25 protein-coding genes are annotated in these 22853 nt (G+C 60.2%); 5 read left to right on the plus strand and 20 right to left on the minus strand.

Going from position 1 to position 22853, the window contains the following annotated elements; genetic code table 11:
• The first annotated feature begins 97 nt into the window (after positions 1–97).
• A complete protein-coding gene (locus tag ACFFT4_RS34605) occupies positions 98–988 on the plus strand; it encodes a LysR family transcriptional regulator (RefSeq protein ID WP_378054335.1) in 891 nt (296 codons plus the stop codon).
• Positions 989–1103: 115 nt separating this feature from the next.
• On the opposite strand, the gene ACFFT4_RS34610 is transcribed toward ACFFT4_RS34605, so the two are convergent.
• From ACFFT4_RS34610 to spoVAC, 15 genes are all read right to left on the minus strand, one after another.
• A complete protein-coding gene (locus ACFFT4_RS34610) occupies positions 1104–1895 on the minus strand; it encodes a class I SAM-dependent DNA methyltransferase (protein WP_378054337.1) in 792 nt (263 codons plus the stop codon).
• 71 nt (positions 1896–1966) lie between these two features.
• Positions 1967–2905 carry a CvfB family protein gene (locus ACFFT4_RS34615; protein ID WP_378054339.1) on the minus strand — a complete coding sequence of 313 codons (939 nt, stop codon included), beginning with the start codon at positions 2903–2905 and terminating at the stop codon, positions 1967–1969.
• Complete coding sequence (gene rsfS, locus ACFFT4_RS34620) at positions 2902–3246, minus strand: ribosome silencing factor (protein ID WP_378054341.1); 345 nt, start codon at positions 3244–3246, stop codon at positions 2902–2904. The genes ACFFT4_RS34615 and rsfS overlap by 4 nt, the downstream gene beginning before the upstream one ends.
• A gap of 3 nt (positions 3247–3249) precedes the next feature.
• Positions 3250–3831 (minus strand): bis(5'-nucleosyl)-tetraphosphatase (symmetrical) YqeK, encoded by a 582-nt coding sequence (gene yqeK, locus ACFFT4_RS34625; RefSeq protein ID WP_378054343.1) that lies wholly within the window; start codon positions 3829–3831, stop codon positions 3250–3252.
• Positions 3821–4408: a nicotinate-nucleotide adenylyltransferase gene (gene nadD, locus ACFFT4_RS34630; RefSeq protein WP_378054345.1), complete on the minus strand. Its 588-nt coding sequence runs from the start codon at positions 4406–4408 to the stop codon at positions 3821–3823. Before nadD ends, yqeK begins: the two co-directional genes overlap by 11 nt.
• Positions 4409–4431: 23 nt before the next feature.
• Positions 4432–4725 carry a ribosome assembly RNA-binding protein YhbY gene (yhbY, locus tag ACFFT4_RS34635; protein ID WP_378054347.1) on the minus strand — a complete coding sequence of 98 codons (294 nt, stop codon included), beginning with the start codon at positions 4723–4725 and terminating at the stop codon, positions 4432–4434.
• A gap of 17 nt (positions 4726–4742) precedes the next feature.
• Positions 4743–5588: a shikimate dehydrogenase gene (aroE, locus tag ACFFT4_RS34640; RefSeq protein ID WP_378054493.1), complete on the minus strand. Its 846-nt coding sequence runs from the start codon at positions 5586–5588 to the stop codon at positions 4743–4745.
• A 58-nt stretch (positions 5589–5646) separates the two neighbouring features.
• Positions 5647–6768 (minus strand): ribosome biogenesis GTPase YqeH, encoded by a 1122-nt coding sequence (yqeH, locus tag ACFFT4_RS34645; protein WP_378054349.1) that lies wholly within the window; start codon positions 6766–6768, stop codon positions 5647–5649.
• A complete protein-coding gene (locus tag ACFFT4_RS34650) occupies positions 6758–7294 on the minus strand; it encodes a YqeG family HAD IIIA-type phosphatase (protein WP_378054351.1) in 537 nt (178 codons plus the stop codon). The genes yqeH and ACFFT4_RS34650 overlap by 11 nt, the downstream gene beginning before the upstream one ends.
• Before the next feature lie 176 nt (positions 7295–7470).
• Positions 7471–9696, minus strand: coding sequence for a transglutaminase domain-containing protein (locus tag ACFFT4_RS34655; protein WP_378054353.1), 2226 nt, complete (start codon positions 9694–9696; stop codon positions 7471–7473).
• Complete coding sequence (locus ACFFT4_RS34660; protein ID WP_378054355.1) at positions 9693–10934, minus strand: DUF58 domain-containing protein; 1242 nt, start codon at positions 10932–10934, stop codon at positions 9693–9695. Before ACFFT4_RS34660 ends, ACFFT4_RS34655 begins: the two co-directional genes overlap by 4 nt.
• 2 nt (positions 10935–10936) lie before the next feature.
• Positions 10937–11890 (minus strand): AAA family ATPase, encoded by a 954-nt coding sequence (locus tag ACFFT4_RS34665; RefSeq protein WP_378054357.1) that lies wholly within the window; start codon positions 11888–11890, stop codon positions 10937–10939.
• A 184-nt stretch (positions 11891–12074) separates the two neighbouring features.
• Entirely contained in the window at positions 12075–12425 is a 351-nt protein-coding gene (gene spoVAE / locus ACFFT4_RS34670) for a stage V sporulation protein AE (RefSeq protein WP_378054495.1), read from the minus strand.
• Positions 12425–13459 carry a stage V sporulation protein AD gene (gene spoVAD, locus ACFFT4_RS34675; RefSeq protein ID WP_378054497.1) on the minus strand — a complete coding sequence of 345 codons (1035 nt, stop codon included), beginning with the start codon at positions 13457–13459 and terminating at the stop codon, positions 12425–12427. The genes spoVAE and spoVAD overlap by 1 nt, the downstream gene beginning before the upstream one ends.
• Positions 13446–13958 carry a stage V sporulation protein AC gene (gene spoVAC / locus ACFFT4_RS34680; RefSeq protein WP_378054359.1) on the minus strand — a complete coding sequence of 171 codons (513 nt, stop codon included), beginning with the start codon at positions 13956–13958 and terminating at the stop codon, positions 13446–13448. The genes spoVAD and spoVAC overlap by 14 nt, the downstream gene beginning before the upstream one ends.
• A 183-nt stretch (positions 13959–14141) precedes the next feature.
• Here spoVAC and sigK point away from each other — a divergent pair, with 183 nt between their 5' ends.
• Positions 14142–14843: an RNA polymerase sporulation sigma factor SigK gene (gene sigK, locus ACFFT4_RS34685; protein ID WP_378054362.1), complete on the plus strand. Its 702-nt coding sequence runs from the start codon at positions 14142–14144 to the stop codon at positions 14841–14843.
• A gap of 142 nt (positions 14844–14985) precedes the next feature.
• On the opposite strand, the gene ACFFT4_RS34690 is transcribed toward sigK, so the two are convergent.
• The 5 genes from ACFFT4_RS34690 to ACFFT4_RS34710 all read right to left on the minus strand — a co-directional run bounded on the left by ACFFT4_RS34690 (position 14986) and on the right by ACFFT4_RS34710 (position 19392).
• Complete coding sequence (locus ACFFT4_RS34690) at positions 14986–15147, minus strand: hypothetical protein (protein WP_378054364.1); 162 nt, start codon at positions 15145–15147, stop codon at positions 14986–14988.
• A 92-nt stretch (positions 15148–15239) separates the two neighbouring features.
• Positions 15240–16052, minus strand: coding sequence for an SDR family NAD(P)-dependent oxidoreductase (locus ACFFT4_RS34695; RefSeq protein ID WP_378054366.1), 813 nt, complete (start codon positions 16050–16052; stop codon positions 15240–15242).
• A gap of 38 nt (positions 16053–16090) precedes the next feature.
• Positions 16091–16936, minus strand: a complete 846-nt coding sequence (locus ACFFT4_RS34700) for a carbohydrate ABC transporter permease (RefSeq protein ID WP_378054368.1) — start codon at positions 16934–16936, stop codon at positions 16091–16093.
• Positions 16937–16947: 11 nt separating this feature from the next.
• On the minus strand, positions 16948–17847 hold the full coding sequence (locus ACFFT4_RS34705) for a carbohydrate ABC transporter permease (RefSeq protein ID WP_378054370.1): 900 nt from the start codon (positions 17845–17847) through the stop codon (positions 16948–16950).
• Between the two features lie 117 nt (positions 17848–17964).
• Positions 17965–19392 (minus strand): ABC transporter substrate-binding protein, encoded by a 1428-nt coding sequence (locus ACFFT4_RS34710; RefSeq protein ID WP_378054372.1) that lies wholly within the window; start codon positions 19390–19392, stop codon positions 17965–17967.
• A 265-nt stretch (positions 19393–19657) separates the two neighbouring features.
• Here ACFFT4_RS34710 and ACFFT4_RS34715 point away from each other — a divergent pair, with 265 nt between their 5' ends.
• The 3 genes from ACFFT4_RS34715 (at position 19658) to ACFFT4_RS34725 (ending at position 22795) form a co-directional block, all read left to right on the plus strand.
• Positions 19658–20764, plus strand: coding sequence for a substrate-binding domain-containing protein (locus ACFFT4_RS34715; RefSeq protein WP_378054374.1), 1107 nt, complete (start codon positions 19658–19660; stop codon positions 20762–20764).
• 85 nt (positions 20765–20849) lie between these two features.
• Entirely contained in the window at positions 20850–21992 is a 1143-nt protein-coding gene (locus ACFFT4_RS34720) for an enolase C-terminal domain-like protein (protein WP_378054376.1), read from the plus strand.
• A 14-nt stretch (positions 21993–22006) separates the two neighbouring features.
• Positions 22007–22795 carry an SDR family NAD(P)-dependent oxidoreductase gene (locus tag ACFFT4_RS34725; RefSeq protein WP_378054378.1) on the plus strand — a complete coding sequence of 263 codons (789 nt, stop codon included), beginning with the start codon at positions 22007–22009 and terminating at the stop codon, positions 22793–22795.
• Positions 22796–22853 lie beyond the last annotated feature (58 nt).

Raw genomic sequence — 22853 nt, forward strand, 5'->3', positions numbered from 1 at the left:
CCCTTTCGTATTGTCCGTGCAAGGCTTATTATAGAGGCAGCGAAGTTATAAAAATAATTGATATTCCTAATACCGGATATAAGAAGGAGTTATGCCTATGGAGATGAATACGGAATGGTACCGCGTCTTCTACCGGACGGCGCTGTGCGGCAGCTTGTCCAAAGCGGCGGAAGCGCTGCATATTACGCAGCCGGCGGTCAGCCACACGATTAAGCAGCTTGAGCGTCAGCTTGGAACGCCCTTGTTCTTTCGCACGCCGAAAGGCGTCGTGCCGACGCACGAAGGGAAAGCGCTGTTCGTCTATCTCGATCAAGAGTTTCGGATGATGGAAGCGGGAGAGAAGAAGCTGGCGGAAATGCGCGATCTCGAAAGCGGGGAAATCCATATCGGGGCCAGCGATACGCTGTGCAAGCACTACCTGCTGCCCTATTTAAGAGAATATCGCAAGGCTTATCCTAAAGTGCGGATCCACGTCACCAACCGGACAACCGACGAAACGCTGGCCTTGCTGAGAAACGGTCATATCGACTTCGGCATCGTGAATCTTCCGGTCGACGACGACAAGGTCGACGTCCGGGAAAGCTTGACGCTGCACGAATGTCTGATCGCGGACGCCGCCTTCTCCCCGGATGGCGGGAAATCGCTGACGCTTGCGGAGCTGCGGCGCTATCCGCTTATTCTGCTGGAGTCCGGCGGCAGCATTCGGCGGTTCCTCGACCGCTATGCTTCGTCCCACGGCGCCGCGCTGAATCCCGAGCTCGAGCTGGGCAGCATCGATCTGATCGTGCAATTCGTCCGCAGCGGGTTCGGACTCGCCTTCGCGGCGCGGGAATTCGTCCGGGAGGAGCTGGCGTCCGGACAGATCGTCGAAGTTCCGCTCCTTCCGTCTCCTCCGCCGCGGCGAATCGGCATCGTCACGCTGAAGGGCACTCCGCTGTCCGCCGCTTCGCAGCGCTTCATCTCGCTGCTGCCGGCCGGCATCGGGTAAACCGGCGAGCGGAGAAGTCCGCTGCGTTCGAGCCGGCTTAATGCGAAAAGGCTGCTTCCCAGTCCGGCGGAGACGGCAATGCCGCCGTCCGTTCGACCAAGAAACAGCCCCTGATTCATTCCGGCTTGCGAGCCGCGTAAAACAGTCTTTCCGATTCCGCGTTCGGCTTGTCCCACTTGAAATCGGCTGTGCGATGCAGCAGCTCGAAGCCGGCTTGCTCCAGCTCTCCGGCGATCCAGTCGGGGTCGTACGCCCTCTGCACGTGGGACTCCTCGAAACGGCTGTACAGCGCGCCCGCTCCCGGAGCCGCCGCGTCCTCCCGGATGAAAAACGTCAGCGAATGCTCGATCTCCATCCGCTCCTCGTCGTAGTCGCTCGTCCACAAGTACGCCACGTCCGGCTCGTCGTAGACGAACGGCTGCTCCTCCGCATAGCGCTCCAGCTGCCGCGGGGCATGGACGTCGAACAGGAACAGTCCGCCGGGCGCCAGCCCCCGGTACGTCTGGCGGATCGCCGCCGAGACGTCCTCCGGCTCCGTCAAATAGTTCAGACAGTCGCAGAAGCTGATTACCGCGTCCGCCGGATGGGGAAGCTCCCAATCCCGCATATCCTGCTGCAGCCAGCGGATCGTTCCCGGCTCGTCCCGATCGCCGCGGCGTCCCTGCGGCTCCTCCCACTTGCTGCGGGCAACCGAGAGCATTTCCGCGGAGATGTCAATGCCGAACACGCGAAAGCCCGAGCGGGCGAGCGGGATCGACAGGTTGCCCGTGCCGCAGCCCAGGTCGACGACCGTCCGCGGAATGCCGTAGCGGTTCCAGCATTGGCGGGCGAAGCTCAGCCAATCGGAGTACGGCATGTCCTCCATCAGACGATCGTAGACGGCCGCGAATTGACGATATGTACGCATTGCCGCAGCTCCAGTCGTAAGTTAAAATCTCGCTCCTCCGAGGCGACTTGCGACGCCCCGTTCGCTCATCCTCAGTCTTCGTTCTCGTCGCCGGTCGAATCCTCTCCGGCCGAATCGTCCAAGGACTTCAAATGCGTCCAGTTGCCCTTCTGCTCGATCAGCCCGTCCTTCATCAGCTTGCCGAGCGCCCGCTTAAACGCGGATTTGCTGAGCTGGAACCGCCGCTGAATGTCCTCCGCGCCCGTCTGGTCGGAATAGGGCATCGCTCCGCCCGGTCGGGCTTTCAGAAACGCCAAAATCCGGTCGGCGTCCTCCAGACGGCCGACCTCCTTCGTCGCCTTGACGCTGAGCGACACCCGCCCGTCCTCGCGCACCTGCGTAACTCTGGCGCGGAATTTCTGACCGATGCGCAGCGGGTGCACCATCGCGCCGTCATTGATGTAGCCGAGCGCGCCGAGGCCGAGCACGCCACCGTCGACAAGCGCGAATACGCCGTCGCGGAACACGTCCGTTACCCAGCCTTCCTGCCACTGGTTTTTCCAGGACGAAGGGGCGCGGAAGACGTGCGGCGCGAAATCCTCGATTTTGGCCAGACGGGCCAGCATGCGCCCTTCCTTGTCGTGCTTCATGACGACGAACAGCTCGTCGCCCGTCTGCGGCCACGCGTTTCTGCGCTCCGCGGGGAACGACTTGACCGGCAGCAGAAGCTGGCGTCCGATCCCCATCTCCAGAAAGAAGCCGAAGCTGGGATGGAAATCCGCCACCTTGAGGCGAGCAAGCTCGCCCAGCCGGATAAGCGGCTCGCGCAAAGTCGCGGTGATCCGCTCTTTGTCGTCGTGAAACAGGAACGCTTCGATGTCCGTCCCGACCTCGGGACGGCTCTGGGCCGCCTCCCCGTAGGGAAGCAGCACCTCCGGTCCGTCTTCGGGCCCAAAGCCGAGAAACCAGCCGTAAGGAGACACCTCTCTGCGAACGCGCAGGCTCTGCACCGTTCCGGCGGTCAGATTCATACGATCTCCACTGCCTTCGCGTCGGACCACAGACGCTCCAGATGATAATACTCCCGTTCGTCGCGATGGAACACGTGGGCGACGACGTCGCCCATGTCCACGAGCACCCAACGGGCCGTGTCCAAGCCTTCGACACGCACGCGGTATCCGGCCATCTCGGCGCTTTTGCGAATTTCCGTCGCGATCGACAGCACCTGCGTGTCCGAATTGCCGTGGCAGATGACGAAATAGTCCGCCACCAGGGAAATGCCCTGCAGATTCAAGGCGACGAGATCGTGCGCCTTCTTCTCTTCCGCGGCATGAAAAACTTTCTTGAGCAATTGTTCCGAGCTTCCTGCCATGTCTCAGCCTCCGTTATTGTTTTGCTTCATTTGCGTAATCAGATCGTTGCGCGCGAGAACGGTGAGCGGGAATATGCGCTTGCCCCGTTCGATCAGCACGCCGATCGTGGAACCGAAAGCCGCCACAAGGGCATCCTCCAGGCTATGTCGAGCCCGTTCGCGAATCAGGTCGACGCCGGGATACGCTCTTCCGGGCTCGATATAATCCGCCAAACAGACGATTTTGTCCAGCTTCGTCATGCCTTCGCGTCCCGACGTATGGTAGCGGATCGCATCCAGCACTTCTTCGTCGTCGATGCCGTGCTCGGCGCGGACCGCCCAGGCGCCGACGTGCGAATGCCACAGCTCCTTGTCGTGGTCCAGCAGCTCGGCGGGCAAGCCCTGCTCGCGAATGACGGCTTCCATGCGATCGACGGCCCATGCCTTGGCATAGTCGTGAAGCAGGGCCGCCAGCTCCGCCCGGTCCGGGTCGCCCCCGTACCGCTTCGCCAGCTCGACGGCCGAGTCCACGACGCCCAGCGTATGCTTCCACCTTTTGTCCGGCATCTGCGCGCGGGTCGCTTCCCGCAGTTTGTCAAGATTCATATAGGCCATTCCTTTGAATGTATTCGATGACCGCATCGGGCAGCAGGTAGCGGACGGAACGCCCTTCCCCGATTCTGCGCCGGATGTCGGTAGAGGAGATGCCCAGCGGCGGCATCTCCGCCCGGGCAAGCTTGCTTCGGACGTACTCCGGCAGCGAAGCGTCGTCGCTCGGCTGATCGGGCCTTTCCAGTCCGATGAAGCCGACCGACGCAGCCAGCTCCTCCGCCCTGCGCCAATTCGGCAGGTCGCGGATCATGTCGGAGCCGACGATCCAATGAAACTCCGCGTCCGGGTACCGCTGCCGCAGCGCGGCGACGGTCTCGACCGTATATGAGGTCCCTTGCTTGCGCAGCTCGATATCTTCGACGCGGAACGCCGGATTGCCGGAGACGGCCGCTTCCAGCATCTCGCGTCTGCGCGCTCCGTCCGCGCCCGGTTGGGGCTTGTGCGGCGGCAGGAAAGTCGGGATGAACCAGACCTCGTCCAGCCGCCGCGCGTCCCGAGCGGCCTCGGCCGCAACCAGATGGCCGTAGTGGACCGGGTCGAACGTCCCGCCGAGCAAACCGATTTTACGCATGTGTCGCATCCGCCCTCCTGCCGTTACTTAGGAAGCTCGATCTCCTTGTGATCGACGGATTCCTTGTACAGAACGATCGTTTTGCCGATAACCTGCACCAGCTCGCACCCGGACTTCTCCGCCAATTCGGCGCCGATCTCCCTCGGGTCCTCGTCGTTGTTGTTCAGTACGGACACTTTGATCAGCTCGCGCGTCTCGATCGCCTCCTGGATGTGCCGAACGAGATGGTCGTTCGTGCCGCCCTTGCCGACCTGGAAGATCGGGGTAAGATGATGGGCGAGCGAGCGGAGATAACGTTTCTGTTTGCCTGTCAGCATGTAAGTTCCTGCTTTCCTTAAGTTTGCTTGAACGAAGCCAGCACGACTTCGCGCATAGCCGCGACCGGCGCCGGCCGGCCGGTCCAATATTCGAAGGCGTAAGCGCCTTGGTAAATAAACATGCCGAGTCCGCCGTGCGCGCGGCACCCCCGCTCCTCGGCCCGGGCGAGGAAGGCGGTCTTGAGCGGGTTATAGATCAAGTCGCTGGCGACGGCTCCCGGCTTCAGCCATGCCGGGTCCAGCGGCAGGTCGTCCACGTTCGGGGACATGCCGACGGAGGTCGTGTTGATGACGACGTCCGCTTCGGCGACGGCGCCCCGCAGCTCGCTCCACGGGAGCGCGGAGATGCGCAGCCCGGCCGGGAACGACGCAGCCAGTTCGGCCGCTCTCGCTTCCGTGCGGTTCGCGATGATAATGGCCGCCGGACGCTCCTGCGCCAGCGCCCACAAAATCCCTCTCGCCGCGCCTCCCGCTCCGAGCACCACGATCGTTTTGCCGGCCAAATCCGGTTCGACCTCTTCCTTCAGCGACCGGACGTAGCCGATTCCGTCGGTATTGTAGCCGATCAGCCGGCCGTCCTCGTTCACGATCGTGTTGACCGCGCCGGCCGCCTTCGCGCCTTCGCTGATCTCGTCGAGATACTTCATCACTTCGACCTTGTGCGGAATCGTCACGTTTAAGCCCCGGTACCCGAGTCCCCGTACGCCGGCGATCGCCTGCTCCAGACGGCCGGGCTCGACGTGGAAAGCGGCGTAAACGCCGTTGACGCCGCTTTCCCGGAACGCGCGATTCAGCATGATCGGCGACTTCGAATGGCGGATCGGGTCGCCGATGACCCCGAACAGCTTTGTATGACTATCTATCAATCCGAATATCCTCCTCTCCCTGAGGCGGCAGTCGGCCGTCCTCGGGAACGAAACGCTACAACAGGCTGTCGCGCAGCATCACTTTAATGCCCTTGGGGGCGTGAATATCGAGCAGAGCCCCGGTCTTGCCGTTAACCTGTATCCAGCCCAATCCCGACACGAAGACGTCCTGATCCGCATTCGCCGGCACGCGCAGCCGGTGCCTCGTCCAGGCCGGGAACGCATCGAGATCCTCCCGTCCGGGCGGGCTCAGCATGTCGCCCCGATGCTGCGCGTACAGCTCGTCGGCTCGCTCCAGCTTCGTGCGGTGAATCGTCAGGCCGCCGGACACCTGCGCCGTGAACGACTGGCGCTCCCCTTCGATAAAATCGAAGCGGGCCAGCGCGCCGAAAAACAGCGTCTGTCCGGGATTCAGCTGATAGGTCATCGGCTTGAGCGGCTTGTCCGGGAGCAGCGCCGCCAAGTCCTTGCGCGGCACGATCTCCGACATTCTCCAATCGTAGACGATCCCGGGCGTATCGATGATGCTCTTGCCGTCGTCCAGCGGAATATGCACGGCGTCGAGCGTTGTTCCGGGATACCGGGATACGGTCAACTCCCGCTTCAGGTCGCTGTAGTCGGAGATCAGCCGGTTGATCAGCGTGCTCTTGCCGACATTGGTCGCCCCGACGACATAGACGTCGCGCCCTTGGCGGCAGGCGTTCACCGCTTCGACGACGCGGTCGAATCCGATGTTGCGGCGCGCGCTGCACAGCACGACGTCCGCCGTCTTCAGCCCCTCTTCGCGGGCCGCCTTCTGCACCCAGTTGCGCAGCCGGTTCCAGTTCGTGACCGGGGGCAGCAGATCGATCTTGTTTACGACGAGCAGCACCGGATTGTTCCCGACGAAGCGCTGCAGGCCGGAAATGAGACTGCCTTGAAAATCGAACAGGTCGACGATATGAACGACCAGGCTGTCGGTCGAAGCGATGCCGCCGAGCAGCTTCAGAAATTCGTCCTGGTCGACGGCGACGGACGAAGCTTCATTATAATTTTTAATGCGGAAGCAGCGCTGGCATACGGCCCCTTCCTTGTCTATGGAAGAAGCGGGAACGTAGCCCGGCTTCCCCTGGTCTTCGCTTTGCAGCGCGATCCCGCAGCCTGCGCAGCGAGGAGCTTTAATGGGTTCACTTGCCATGCTGTCGTCCTCCCTGTTCCGGCCATAGCCCTTTCTTGCGCAAGCGGGCCAGCGCGACCTTCTCGATGCGGCGGTTGATCTGCGTCGCCCAGCCTTCCTCGGCGGGAGCGATCGGCGTCACCAGAATCGTATGCAGCCCCGCCCGCCTTCCGCCCAGAACGTCGGTCAGCATCTGGTCGCCGACGACGACCGCCTGCTCCGCCGGCAATTCCATCCGCTGCAGAGCGCGCCTGAACGCCGCCCCGCCGGGCTTGCGGGCCGCCGGAATGTAAGGAATGCCGAGCGGGGAAGCAAACTTGCCGACCCGCGAGTCGTTATTGTTGGACAAAATGACAACTTGAAATCCCCGCTCCCGGACCAGATCCAGCCAGCCGATCAGCTGCGGGGTCGCCAGCGGGGTTTTGGCGCTGACCAGCGTATTGTCAAGATCCGTAATAATCCCCCGGACTCCTTGAGCGTGCAATTCATTCAGATCGATATCGTAAACGGTGTTCACGATCTGATCGGGAAGCAAACGCTTGAACATCTTAAATAATAGCTCCTGTCTGCTAGGGCGTGTATGCAGATACGTCCTAACGGCTAATCTTCCTCAAAATATACCATACCCCATGCGGCCTTGCAAAAAAAAGAACCTGCCTCGCCAGTCGCGGCCGGGAGGGCCGAGATGACCGAGACAGGCTCTTCAATCCGTCGATGCTCCGTCTACAGCGCCTTGCGAATTTTTTCGGATACTTCGTTAAAAGCGGTCAGCAGCCGGCCGTCGCCTTGCCCGCCTCCGTATCTGGCCTGCTCGAACAGCTTCACCGCGCCTTCGAACTCTCCGCTTAAGGACGAGAACTTGCGGCTCCAGCGGTCGAACGTTTCGCGAATCGTCTCGTGAGACTCCCTGCGCAGGCCTTGGCGATGGAGGAAGGAGAGCAGTCTCTCCATCTCGCGTACGACCCGTTGGTTCGGCGTCGTTCCGCGATGGCGCAGCCGGCTCCACACGTTCCTTGCCCTCCGGCTCTTGACGAAGAACGCGACGGCGGCGGCAAGCAGCAGCGCGCCGACGACCGAAGTGGTAATCGCCAGCCAGTTGCTTTTGGCGGGGACGGCTTCGGGTTCGACCGGAGTCGCGTCCACCGGAGCGGCCGGCTCCACCGGCTCGGGCGCGTTCGCGGGACGAGGCTGCGGCACCGAGAAGCCGGACGTCGGCTCGAACGGAATCCAGCCGTAGCCTTCAAAGTAGACTTCGGCCCAGGAATGGGCGTCCGCGTTCCGGACCGTATACGTTCCGGCCCCGAGCGGATCCGGCTCCACGTCGGGCCCGCCGTAACGGGCCCGCTCCAACGCCGCCTGATCGTAACCGGTCGCATAGCCTTTCACCCAGCGCGCCGGCAATCCGATCGAACGGGCCAGAACAACGAACGATGTGGAAAAGTAATCGCAGTACCCTTCCTGGATTTCGAACAGAAACTCGTCCACGAAGTCCCCGTTGGCCCGGTCGGATTGACGGGACAGATCCGGCGTGTTCGTGTACGGATACGTCGTCTTCAAATACTGCTCCAGCGCCTTGGCGCGATCGTAGTCGCTGGCGAATTCGCCCGTCTGCTCCGCGGCCAGATCGCGGACCCGCTGCGGCAAATTGTCCGGCAATTGCAAATACGGCGTCACGTCGATGCTGCTCGGCGCGGAGGGGTCGAGGCCGCGCAGCGCTTCCTCGTCCAGCACCGTCACCTCGGACACGACCGAATACGTCTGCACGCGCGCCGACTTGCCCCAGCGCAGCTCCCACTCCTCCGGATTCCAGCGGAGCCCGGCGTTGTTGTCGCTCTTGAGCTCGGTAACCGCGGACGCGGGACCGGCCGCGAACAGAACCGGCAGCTTGTCCCGGCGCTCGACCTGGACGGTCTGAACGACCTCGATCGTCTCCACGCCCTCGGCGCGGGGCGGATCCAGCTCGTAGCTCGCGGCTTCCTGCCCGATCGGAGCGGCGACGAGGGCGGGATTTTTAAGATCCTCCCAGCCTTTGCCCGTGTAGACGGCTTTGCTCTCCCCCCGCCAATAGCTGCGCTGGGAGGTCGTCACGGTCATGACCGGCGAATAGTCGAATTGGAAACCTCCGCCGATCTTGCGGTCGTCCCGGCTGTATCCGGACAGCGAGGAGCCGCTGCCGCCCGACGCGCTCGTTCTCTGCACGCCCCCTTCGCCGGAGAACACCGGAACCTCGCGTCCCTGGGCCTCCGTCCAGATCGTATAGGGATCCTCGAGAATGATCGGTGCCCGAGGCATAATAATTCCGCTTACGAGCACGATCGTAATGATGATGACGGCGGGAAACGCGATGTCCAGCGGCCGTTCGGCGATCGCCTCCCAGCTGTCGGGATGGCGGACTTGAAGCTGCCTGAGATGCAGCACGACAAGCCAGGCCAGTCCCGCGGTTACGATCCACGCGATGTTGCGCCACAGCTCCAGCGGGAAGAACGAGTCGACGACCGTCATGATCATGATCGAGCACACGATAATCGCGATCGCCCCGAATCTTCTGGAGCCGAGCCACGCAAGAGCGTGAACGGTCAATATCGCGCCCGCGGCCAGCTCGAAGAAGGGATGGAACTGGGTCAAATGGAACGCCATAAAATCGTTGACCTGATCCCATGCCCGCCAGCTCTCCGGCCAGCCGCCCCACTCGATCGGGATTTTCCGCAAAATCATGGCCGCGGCCGCCGCGAACTGCAGGATCAATCTGACCCAGAGCAGCCGGGTGAACAGCAATTCCGTAACGGCCGTAACGGCCAGCACCCCGTAGACGATCGAATAGGTTTCTTCCCACCAATAGTCGGCGAAGCATTGAATCAGCTCGAATACGACGACAACGGCCAGCAGGCGATGAAGGCGCTCGAGCACGAGCCGCCTCCAGAATCTCCCCGACGGCAGAAACTTCGTCAAGCGGACGCACCCCCTAAAGCCAACGGAAGTCTGTCCAGCTCGTTCACCGAAATGAAATCCCACTGCTTGGACTGGCACAATCGCTCCCAGTTCCGGACGGCGGCGACCGCTTCCGCGGACAGATGCTTATGACCGATATGAATCATGCTCGGGACCATTCGCTTGCTCTCGAGAGCTTTCATGGCCACCGACAGCTGCTCGTCCGCGGCGGAACCGATCATGACGATGTGAACGCCCGGCTCGTACCGCTCCGCCACCTGGCACAGCAGCTGTCCGACCGGCATGGCGCCGTCCGCCTCCACGTCGACCAGATGCTGAAACACCTCGTCCTTGGACACGGGCGTGCGCCCTTCCCCGAACCAGCTCTCGGATTGGCCGGCCGATACGAAGCCGATCGGCATGCCCCGGGCAATCGTCAGCTCCAGCAGCGACGCCGCCACCGACACGGCCAGCTCGAACTGATCCGCATGCGGGTAAGCTTGCGCGTTCCGGTCCAGCACGAACACGACCCGCGGCAGAGCTTCCCGCTCGAACTCCTTCGACTTCCACTGTCCCGTCTTCGCCGTCGCGTTCCAGTGAATGCGCGACAGCCGGTCGCCGTGAATGTATTCCCGCACCCCGTCGATCTGGGTCGTCTCCCTGGCCCACAGCGAAGTGAACGTATGGTGAAACACGCCCCGCTGCGAACGGCGGAACATCCGCCAATCCTTCAAGGGAACGGTGCGGGGCAGCACCTGCACGTACAGCGGTTGACGGAACGATCCGCGGTGCTCGAACAAGCCGAAAATATCCCGCGTCGAGCAGTCCGTCTGCTGAAATTGATACCGGCCCCTCCGCAGCGGGGCGGTCTCGAACTGCACCTCGCCCCGGCGCTTGTAATCCGGGACGAACGACATTTCGTACAGCTGCGCGTCGCCGCCGGTCGTGCGAACCAGCTTCTCCCGGACGATGACGTAAGGCAGCGGCCAGAATCCCGGAATCTGCATGCGCAGCTTGACCTGCAGACGGGCACCCGCGGTCAGAATCGCCGATTGCCCGTCTCCGGTTTCCGTCAGCCGGACGCCCTGCACGCCGCCGATGCCGCTCCATCTTCCGAGCATCAAGTAGACGGCGAGCGCGTTCAAGATCGTAAACAGCATAAGCGACGTTTTGCCGCCCTGGAAGAGCAGATAACAAAGAGCGATGACGTATAAAACCGCGCTCAACCACCATGCGCGGGGAACCTGCAGGCGCGCCATGATCAGCGCTCCATCCCTACGGGCACGGGCAGCAGACGCATGACTTCCTCCAGCACCTGCACGTTCGTGACGCCTTGCATCCGCGCTTCCGAGCGCAAATGCAGCCGATGGCCGAGCACGAGCGGCGCCATCGCCTTCACATCGTCCGGCAGGACAAACGAGCGGTGGTTAAGGAAGGCGTAAGCCTTCGCCGCGGACGTCAGCGCGACGGCCGCGCGCGGGCTCGCGCCGAGCAGGACGGCCGAATGCTGGCGCGTGCCGCGAACGAGAGCGATCAAGTAATCGGCGACCGCGGACTCCAGATGGATCTCCTCCGCCAGCTTCTGCATGCGGGCGACGTCCTCGACGGTCGCCACAGCCGGAAGAGCCTCCGCCGACCGGCTCGCTCCCGGCTCCATCACCAGCCGCTTCTCCGAGGCTTCGTCGGGATAGCCCAGCTTGATTTTCATCAGAAAACGGTCCAGCTGCGCTTCGGGCAGGCTGTAGGTGCCCTCGAACTCGATCGGGTTTTGCGTGGCGAACAGCATAAAAGGATGGGGAAGGTTGTGCGTCTCCCCGTCGACGGATACCCGCTTCTCCTCCATCGCCTCCAGCAAGGCGGATTGCGTCTTCGTCGTGGCGCGGTTGATCTCGTCGGCCAGCAGCAGATTCGCCATGACGGGACCGGGCCTGAACACGAACTGCTCCAGCTTCGGGTGATAAATGGAAACCCCGGTAATATCGGTCGGCAATAAGTCCGGATTGCATTGAATGCGATGAAAAATACCGCCGATCGACAAGGCCAGCGCCTTGACCATCTGCGTCTTGCCGGTTCCCGGAACGTCTTCGATCAAGACATGCCCTCCCGCGAGCAGCGCAGTCAGCATGGAAGCGATCTCCTCTTTTTTGCCATAAATACAAGATTCCATGTTATGTCTGATCTTATCTAGTAGTAGCATCGCGGCATGTTGATCCATTTCTCGTTCCTCCTATGGATTCTACTTCGATGTCTTTATTTTCGTATCTATTTCATTATACCGGAATTTGGATAGCATCGTAAATTTTAGTTTCTTCCAAAAAAGCATATAAAAACAGCCAAACCCGAAATCCGGATCTGGCTGTTGACAGGCAGCTGAGTTCCAGCCGAACGAACGGTTCGATTCAGCCCTTCGGCTTGACGACCAGCGCGGCGAGAAAGGAAAACACGATGGCGGCCGATATGCCCGCGCTCGTGACGGTGAAAATTCCCGTGATGACGCCGATCCAGCCGACCTCCTGCAGCTCGGTCAGCGCCCCATGAACGAGCGCGTTGCCGAAGCTCGTAATCGGCACCGTCGCCCCCGCGCCGGCGAAGTCGACCAGCGGGTCGTACCAGCCGAAGGCGTCCAGCACGGCTCCGGCCACCACCAGGAGCGACATCGTATGCGCCGGAGTCAGCTTGGCGACGTCGAACAGCAGCTGACCGACGACGCAGATGGCTCCTCCGACCACGAACGCCCATACGTAAGTCATCATCCGTTAGCACCTCCTTGCCCCGAATTGCCCGCTTCGATCGCGACGGCATGAGCCACGCAGGGAATGCTCTCCCCTTGCTGGTAAGACAGCGGGCTGAGCAACGCGCCCGTGGCGACGACGAGAATCCGCTTCAGATCCCCGCGGCGGATTCGCTTGAGCAGATGTCCGTAAGTGACGACGGCCGAGCAGGCGCAGCCGCTGCCCCCCGCCTGCACCTTCTGCTTCTCCACGTCGTAGATCATCAGCCCGCAGTCGTTAAACGTCGTCCGCTCCATCGGCACCCCGTTGCGCTGCAGCATTTCGCTGGCAAGCGGGTGTCCGACTCCGGCCAGGTCGCCGGTTACGATCAGATCGTAATAGCCGGGATCTCTGCCCGTCTCCTGAAAATGGCCCTGAATCGTATCGACCGCCGCCGGAGCCATCGCCGCTCCCATGTTAAACGGATCTTTAATGCCGAGGTCCATAATTTTGCCGATCGTGACGGCCGTTACGACGGGACCGTCGCCGCTTCCCGCGAGGACGGACGCTCCGGCTCCGGTTACGGTATACTGCGCGGTAGGCGGCTTCTGCGAGCCGTATTCGGTCGGATACCGGAACTGCTTCTCGACGGTGCAGTTATGGCTGCACGTGCCCGCCATAACGTATTCGGCGGCCCCCGTGCCGACGATCAGCGACGCGACGGCCAGCGATTCCATCGAGGTGGAGCAGGCGCCGAACACGCCGATGTAAGGCGCCTCCAGCTGCCGGATCGCGAAGGTCGTGCTAATGATCTGGTTCATCAGATCCCCGCCGACAAAAAAGTTCAGCTTGTCCTTGGACAGCTTCGCATGCTGCAGGGCGATGTCCGTCGCCTGCTCCATAAGCGCTTTCTCGGATTTCTCCCAAGTCGGCTGGCCGATCTCCAGATCGGGATGAACGAGGTCGAAATCGGCGGCCAGCGGTCCCTGGCCTTCATCCGGCCCCACGACCGTTCCGGCGGCGATAATGACGGGAGGACGGTCGAATACCCAAGATCGTTTACCCTGCAGTATCATGCCACGCCCCGATTCCGAACACCCAATAGACGATGCCCACGACGAATGCGGCCACGACGCCGAACACGATAACCGAGCCGGCCAGCTTGAACATATTGGCGCCTACGCCAAGCACGAGTCCTTCCGCCCGATGCTCGATGGCGGCCGAGCACATCGAGTTGGCGAAGCCCGTCACGGGAACGGCGCTGCCTGCGCCCGCCCACTGGGCGATTTTATCGTAGATGCCGAGACTCGTCAGAATGACGGCCAGCAAAATCATCACCGCCACGGTCGGATTGCTCGCATCCCGGGAGGACATATGGAACGCGGCAATGAAAAATTGAGTGACCCCCTGACCGATCGTGCAGATGATTCCGCCGACCAAAAATGCCTTCAAGCAGTTGGTCCATATGGACCGGGACGGCTCCCGCGCCTTCGCGAACGCTTGGTACTCCTTGGACGACATCGACACGGGCTTGTACGCCCCGGAGCCGCCCCCGGCGTTCTTGACTGCCATTGCTAACACCTCCATGAGAAAATCGCGAATCTGCTCGTCGCGTTCATTATTTCCCACTACAGGGCATTGTCATTCGACAAACGACTTTAATCCGGTGAAACAGGCACGGTTGGGCGGCCACCCACATACAATGATAATGCTTCTTTTTTCGCGAGCGATCCTACTTCCGGAGGTGGCCGTCCCGTGCCTGGTTTTATCGCATCGATTGCGCTGTTTCTGAAACAGCTCTCCCTGCTCGTCTCGTATGTTAAAAACAACGCGTTCCCCCAGCCTCTGACCGACGACGAAGAAGCTCTTCATTTGAAGCGTCTGGCGGAGGGCGATCCCGTATCCCGCAACCTGCTGATCGAACACAACCTTCGGCTCGTCGCGCATATCGTCAAAAAATTCGACAATACCGGGGAAGATTTGGAGGACCTGATCTCCATCGGCACGATCGGCCTGATCAAAGCCATCGAGAGCTTCCAGCCGAACAAGGGCACGAAGCTCGCCACCTTCGCGGCCCGCTGCATCGAGAACGAGATTCTGATGCATTTGCGTTCGTTGAAAAAAACGAGGAAGGACGTATCCCTGCACGATCCGATCGGAACGGACAAAGAGGGCAACGAAATTACGCTGCAGGATATTCTCGGAACGGAGCCCGACGAGGTCGTCGACAAGGTCGAATTGAAAATCGAAAAAAGCAAAATTTACCGCAATCTCGACATTCTCGACGAGCGGGAGCAAGAGGTTATCCGCGGCCGGTTCGGGCTCGACGGAGGCGGAGACGAGCGCACGCAGCGGGAGATCGCCCGGGAGCTGGGCATCAGCCGAAGCTACGTTTCGAGGATTGAAAAGCGCGCGCTCATGAAGCTGTATCACGAGTTCTATAAAGCGAAAAGGTAAATGATAAAGAGTCCTCGCTTACCGGGGACTCTTCCTTTGATTTTTCTGATTGACGCCAATGATTTCTTGATCAACAAAAAAAGACGCCAAATCCAACTGGTTCGGCGCCGCAATCTCTTTTGCTGTCTATTGAATTCTCTTGTCACCGGTCGAGATCTGCTCCCGTCTCGCGGCTTTCTTCCCCCACTTGCTCCTCCTCAAGCTGCTTTAAAATCTCGTTCACTTCGTCTGGCGTAAGGATTTCCTCGTACTCGTCCTCGTACTCGTTTACCGGCACGACTCGGAAATGATCAGCTGGCAACATTGAAACACCACTCCCCGACTGGTTCTTAAGGCCCTATATCGCCTTGATATCTGAAACTATTTTACCAGTCGGGTCTCAACAAATTCTGAACATCAGCGCAAACGGGCGGGCAGCGCATGCCATTGCGGCTCCGATTCGCCGCCGCCCGCGGGAATGCCGGACAGGATCAGCCCGCCGTCCATTCGCGTCACCGTTCCGGTCATATAAGCGGCCTCGTCCGATACCAGGTAAGCGACCAATCCGGCCACCTCCGCGGGTGTCCCCAGGCGGCCGAGCGGAATTTGCCGGGCAAACGCGGACGCGCGCAGCTCTTCCGGCGTGTAGCCGCCGCGAATGGCCGTCGCTCCCGGAGCGACCGCATTGACTCTGATGCCGTAAGGCGCCAGTTCCAGCGCCAGCGATTCGCAGGCCCGGTTCAGCGCGCTTTTCATGCCGCCGTACAGCGGGTCTTCGGGGTAGGCGCGGGTTCCGCGCGTCGAGGTAATCATGACGATGCTGCCGGCAAGCTGCCGCTCGATCATGTGCCGGGCCGCGCTCCTCGCGCACAGCATATAGCTTCTGTAATCCAGTCGGTAGGCGAAGTCGATGTCCTCCGCCGACAGCTTGCGCACATTGCTGTGAACCGTCAGCCCCGCGCAGCAAACCATAACCTCCAGCCGGCCCAGATCGGCTATCGCCTGTGCGGTCACCCGCTCGGCCGTGTCCGGCTGTTCCATCGACGCCTGATAATAGAAGCAGCGCCGGCCCATAGCCGTAATCGCCTGGTGGAGCGAGACCGCTTCGTCCAGCTTGGTATTATACGTGAACGCGACATCGTAGCCCGTCCGCGCCAGCCGTTCGGCAATGCCGCGGCCGATGCCGCGGCTGCCCCCGGTAACGAACGCCGTCTTCCCCGCTTGCTCCATAACGCACCCCCTGTCTTTGTCCTTGCTCCGGGAATCCACTACCCTTTGATCGCGCCGGAAGTCAGACCGCGAATATACGATTTTTGCAGCAGAACAAACACCACAATAACGGGAACAACCGAATAGAGAGAGCCGGCCATCAGCACATTCCACTGCTTGAATGCCGATTGATCCAGGTACATGACCGCCATCGGCAAGGTGAACAGCTCGCGATCGCGCAAAATAATCATCGGCCACTGAATCCCGTTCCAGGTGCCGATAAAGTTCATAACGGCGATCGTGCCGACCACCGGAAGGGACAGCGGCAGGAAGATACGCGCGTAAATGCCGAACAGGCTGCTGCCGTCCAGCTTGGCCGCTTCGAACAATTCCTTGGATAAGGAAAGGAAATAGTTGCGGAACAGAAATACGGCAAACGGACCCGCGCCGTTAATCATCGGGAGCACCAGGCCCGCGAACGTGTTGCCGAGTCCCAGCGACACCATGTTGATGTACAGCGGAATTTGCACCGTCAGGCCAGGCACGAGAATAAGCGCGATGTAGCCGGCGAAAATCAGGTTCTTTCCTTTAAAGTCGATGCGAGCCAGCGCAAAGCCCATCAACGAGTAGATCAGCACGGCGAAAATGACGGCGGTCGTACTGACCAGCATGCTGTTCGTAAAGTATTTGGCGAAGTTTAATTTGTTCCAAACCTCGATATAGGTCTCGAAATGCCAGCTCTCCTTCGGAAACGTCACCGACGGATAGCGCAGTGACTCCATTTGCGACTTGAGCGACGTTCCGATCATCCACACGAACGGGTACAAGCACGCCGCCGCGTACAATGTCAAAATCGCGTATTTGATCAACGAGGCCGCAGCTCCGCTGCTTTTTTTTCCGGACATGACCTCCCCTCCTATTCCGTATCGGATCGAAATCCTTTAATGCTGATAATCGAGAGAATAAGCGTGACGACGAACACCGACCAGCCCATCGCACTCGCCAGCCCGTATCTGCCGTCCTTAAACGCCGTATTATAGATCAGCGTGCCGACGACGTCCGTTGCGCCGCCCGGTCCGCCCCCCGTCAGCACCCAGATATTTTCGAACATTTGGAAAGCGCCGTTTAATTGCTGAATGAGGACGATGATCGTCATCGGCTTCAGCAGCGGCCACGTAATCTTCATCAGCATCTGAAATTTATTGGCTCCGTCAATCTCGGCGGATTCGTAATAGACATTGTCGATGTTGGCGAGTCCCGCATAGTACAAAATCAGCGTACCCGGAATGCCTCCCCAGATGACGGTGATGATCACGCCCAAAATGGCGGTTCGGGGATCGCCCAGCATGCCGTTTTTGACCATCAGCATATCCAGCCCGAGCGAGGACAGCACCGTATTGATCGTGCCGTTGGCGCCGAACAGACCCTGCCACACATAGAAAACGCCGACCCCGGAAGCGACCATCGGGATAAAATAAATCGTTCGGAACAGGCCGGCCCGCTTGATGTTGCTCACGACAAAGGCCAGAATCATGGAAATCGGGATAATGAATACGATGGACAAAATGCCGATCTTAAAGTTATTCAGCAAACCGTCGTAAAAGATTTTCGTCTTGATCGGACTGCCGCCGAACAGGAAGTATTCGAAGTTTTCAAACCCGACGAACCGGGCCGTACCGGCAAAATCGACGCCCGACCAGTTGTAGAAGCTCATAAAGATGGAGAAACCGACGCTGTACAATCCGACTGTCAAAAATAGCAAAAGCGCCGGAGCGCAGAACAGGTAGCCTGCCAGCGTTTCCTTCCACTTGCGCATTGTGGAGCACCTCGCAGCTCATGTATTATCCGATCCTTCGCATCCTCGCAGAAAGCAGGAAGGGCGTACTGCGTCTGCCAGCCAGTACGCCCGACCTTCGCCTGTCCGTGTCGGCGATCAGCTGCCCTTGGCCGCTTCGTTCGCCGCGTTCTTGTCGAAGTTGCTCGCGACCTGTTCCGCGGTCAGCTCTCCGGTCATGATCTTCTGCATATCCTTGTACAGCTCTTCCCATTCCAGCTTGCGGCCGATGCTGTCGGGCCAGTTGTCGACCTGCGTGACGACGGAAGGCTCGTCGCTGAGCGAGGAATACATGCTTTGCAGCGTCGGCGACAGATCGCTTACTTGCGCGCCCAGGTTGGCGGCCGGCAAAATGTAAGCCCCGTTAGCCAGAAGCGTAGCGCCCTCGGGATCGGCCGTCAGGAATTGCACCAGCTCCCAGGCCGCATCCTGATTCGGAGAATCCTTGGAGATGGCCAGCGCGGTCAGCGTGAACGGATTCAGCTCGAACGGCTTCGTCACCTTCGAACCGGTCATCGCCGGAATCGTGAACGAGCTGACCTGCTCCAGATCCATGCCCATTGCGCCAAGGTTGCCGTACGTGAACGTTCCGCCGAGCAAGTAGGCGGCTTCGCCCGCCGCGAAGGACAGATCCGCGTCGTCGATCGTTTTCGTGATCGCGCCGTCGAGAATCGAGTTCGATTTAACCAGGCTTTCGAACGCCTTGAGCGGTTTGATGTTCTCGGGATCGCTCATTTTTTCCGTACGGTTGATCAGACCGACGGATTTGTCCACGCCGAGGAACGTCGCCTCGATGCCGCGTCCCATCCAGTTGTAATAGACGTCCGGCAGGCCGGCGGCGAATACGAAGCCGGCTTTGTCCGTACCTTCGCTCACCTTTTGGGAGAACTCGACGAACTGCTCGAAGTTTTGCGGCACCTGGTTTTCCAGACCGACCTCCTTCAAAATTTCATTGTTGGCATAGATCGTGAAGAAGCCGCCCACGTCGAGCGGGATCTGATGCAGATCGCCTACCTTCAGCGATTTGACCACGTCGCTCTGCTGGGCGTCGTTTGCCCAGTTTCTCACGTCGGACTCGCGGACGAGAGATTCGTTGAAAGCGGTTCCAATGAACTTGCTCTTAAAATCGTCCGTTACTTTGTCGTTCATGTTGACCAGCGCGTTTTCGAAGCCGAGGCCGCGCGTGGCCCACCAGTGAATGACGTCGGGAAGATCGCCCGAGTTGGCGGCCCCGATGACCTTCTGGCGATAGGTATCGTCGGGAGAGAACGCTTCGACTTTTACGGTAATGCCCGTTTTTTCCTTGAATTTCTCGGCAGCGGCTTCAAATCCGGGCGCCATGGCTATCTTCCATGTCCACAGGGTCAATTCCTTCGTTCCTCCGGAAGATTGGCTTGCGGAAGACGTTTCCTTGGAACCGGATGCGGGCGTCGAAGACGCTCCTTCATTCCCTTTGCCCGAACAGCCGGCAAGGATCGACACGACTACGAGGCCAGCCAACAGAACCGATAACGCTCTCTGTCTCATCGTAAACCTCCCAATAATTTGTTAAACCTGAATTTCAAACATGTAAACGCGATCATTATAGTTTGTCATATCATGTTTGCCCTTTTCGTTTCATGTTTGATGTGTCATATTATCCCACCTCCAATTTTGATATGTCAATAACTTTGAGAATATTTTTATAAAGCGTTTTTTCCGCCCCCGGCCTGTCATCTCAATTGACTTCGGCCCCCCATTTGATATACTATAGACTGCAAACAGAATGAAATAAGCGATCGAGGAGCTAAACATGCGACGCAGCTCAACCAAATTGTTATATCAAGTGATCATCGATGACATTCTATCCAACATCGAAAAAAAGCAGTTCAGCTACGACAAGCCGATCTGCACGGAAAAAAGCCTTTCGGAGCAATACGGCGTCAGCCGCATCACCTCGAAGCGCGCGATCGACGAGCTCGAGAACGCGGGCGTCCTGTACCGAAAGCGCGGCGTGGGCAGCTTCGTGCGCCGGAGAAGCTCCGCCGAGACGGCCGCTGCAAGCGCGCCTTCCGTCGGCGCGCTGCCCGGCAAGCTCATCCCGTTCGTCCTCCCTTTCGCGATTACGCAAGGAGGAATCCTGCGGGCAATCGAGGTGGCGACCCGCCAACTGTCCGAGCACGGCTGGCATCTCTCGATCCACGTGTGCGAGCCCAGCGAGGAGGAAGAACGCAAATTGCTGCTGCGGCTGCTCGGCCAGAACGTGGACGGCCTTATTTTCTACCCGTCCGCCAAAGAGCTGCACCGGGACATTCTGCAAAAGTTCACGGAGAGCGGAAAACGCGTCATCATTCTGGATAAGCCTCACGATATCGACTATTTAAGCAGCATTGTGTGCGACAATTTCAACGGCGCCTATATGCTGACGCAGCATCTGATCGATTACGGCCACCGGAATATCGCCTATCTGTCGCGTTTCTCCTCCGGGGACTTGACCAGTATTCGCGATCGGTACGAGGGGTTCGACCGCTGCATGGCCGATAACGGCCTGACTCCGAATCCCGAATTCGTGCGCATGAACCTCAGCTCCGACTATCACATGCTGAAGCACGTCATCAACACGCTTTTCAAGGCCGGCGTCACCGCCATTGAATGCGAGAACGACGAGGTCGCTTTTAATGTGTATATGTGCTGCCGGAGTCTGTCCATTCAAGTGCCCGCGCAAATGAACATCGCCGGCTTCGACAATATCGAGTGGGCGGTGACGGGCAGTGCCCAAATTACGACCGTCGACCAGAACTTTGCCAGAATCGGCGAGACGATGGCGGATATGCTGCTGTCCGAGGACAACGATCCGTCGGCCAAAGTCATTCCCGTCCATCTGATCCCGCGCACCTCGACCAGTCCGATCGCCAACTAAAAAATCATTTAAGGGGCTGATTGCCATTCATCCAATCGTTATTCGGGACATTCGGGTAATCAATACGAAACCGAGCGGAGCCAATTTGACCGTAGTCAAGGTGGAGACGAGCGAGCCCGGCCTGTACGGCCTGGGCTGCGCCACCTTCACCTATCGCTACAAGGCCGTTACGCTTGTGGTCGAGGAATATTTGAAGCCGCTGCTTGTCGGCAGATCCGTATCCGACATCGAGGATCTGTGGCATCTGATGAATGGCAACGCTTACTGGCGCAACGGCCCGATCAGCAACAACGCCATATCCGGAGTGGACATGGCGCTGTGGGATATTAAAGGCAAGCTGGCCGGCATGCCGGTGTACGATCTGCTCGGCGGCAAATCGAGGCAGGCCGTGGCGGTATACCGCCACGCGGACGGAGCGACGCTCGACGAGGTGGTCGAGAACGTCCATCGTTTTCAGGAGCAGGGCGTCCGGCATATTCGCATTCAATTCGGGGGCTACGGCGGGAAAGCGAGCGCGCTGAATACGCCGCCCGATTCGCCGGACGGCGTCTACTATTGTCCCGATCAGTACATCAACAATACGCTGAAGCTGTTCGAGCACGTTCGTTCCAAGGTCGGCTACGGCCTTGAGCTGCTCCACGATTCGCACGAACGCATCGCTCCGATCGAGGCCGTGCGCCTGGCGAAAGCGCTGGAGCCTTACCGGCCTTATTTTCTGGAGGACCTGCTCTCTCCCGAGCAGGATTACTGGTACGAGACGCTTCGCCAGCAGAGCGCGACGCCGATCGCCATCGGCGAGCTGTTCAACAATCCGCAGGAATGGACGCACCTGATCGCCAAGCGATTGATCGACTTCGTTCGCGTGCATATTAGCCAGATCGGCGGCTTGACCCCGTCGCGCAAGCTGGCCATCTTCTGCGAGCAGTTCGGCGTGAAGACGGCCTGGCACGGTCCGGGCGACGTGTCTCCGGTCGGTCATGCCGGCAACATCCATCTGGATTTGAACGCGCACAACTTCGGCATTCAGGAATGGTCCGGACTCGACGAACGGCTGCAGGAGGTGTTTCCGGGCTGCCCGCAATTAAAGCACGGCTACGTGTACGCCAACGACAAGCCCGGCTTCGGCATCGATATCGACGAGAAGCTGGCCGCCCGCTATCCTTGCGACGATTCGGTAACGCGCTGGACGCAAACCCGTCTGCCCGACGGGACCTACAACTACGCCTGACAAGGGGATACGCCATGAGCCGTACAACTGCATTGATCGTCGGCGACGCTTCGACGCTGAATCGGGCGATCGCGCTCGCCCTGGCCAGCGACGGCCGCGACATCGTCCTGGCCTGCCACGCGCCTCCGAACGGCGCCGCGGAGCTGCGCGCGGAAATCGAGCGGACGGGCGCGTCCGTCCGCCTCGTTCAGGCGCCGCTTGACGCGCCCGAGACGCCGGAGCGCATTGTCGGCGAAATAGCGGATTTGGCGCTGACGGTATGGAGCACCGGCCGCCCTCCGGCCGGGCGGCTTATCGATACCGACGCGGAGGAGCTGGATCGTCAATACGCGCTGCATTACCGCAGCGCGATTCTGTTTACGAAGGCGTCGGCCAACGCCATGATCGAGACGGGCACCGCGGGCAGCATTCTGTTCGTCACTTCCCATCACGCCCATCGCGCCTACGCCGACAACGTGCTGATCGGCTCCTATTCGGCCGCCCTGCACCGCAGCGCAGAATCGCTGGCGATGCAGCTCGCTCCCGACCGCATTCGCCTCAACTGCATCGCCGCGGGAGAGACGCTTCCCGCCTCGCCGGCAGGAACGGAATTCGGCGATCAGATTCCGCTCGGCTACGGCAGAGACGAAGACGTGGCCGACGCCGCGGCCTTCCTTTGCTCCGAGCGGGCGCGCTATATGACCGGAACCGTGCTGAAGGTCGACGGCGGATTGACGCTGCCCGGCATGCCGGAGCACGGCAGAGGCTCGGGCTGGAACCGCCCGCTCGCGGCCCCGGGTCTTAGCACAGCCGCGCAAAAATAACGCCTTAAAAAATTAGGGGCTTCCCTGCGGATCATCTCGGATGACCCGCGGGAAAGCC

The organism is Cohnella cellulosilytica (genome assembly GCF_042431195.1).
Lineage (GTDB): Bacteria > Bacillota > Bacilli > Paenibacillales > Paenibacillaceae > Cohnella > Cohnella cellulosilytica.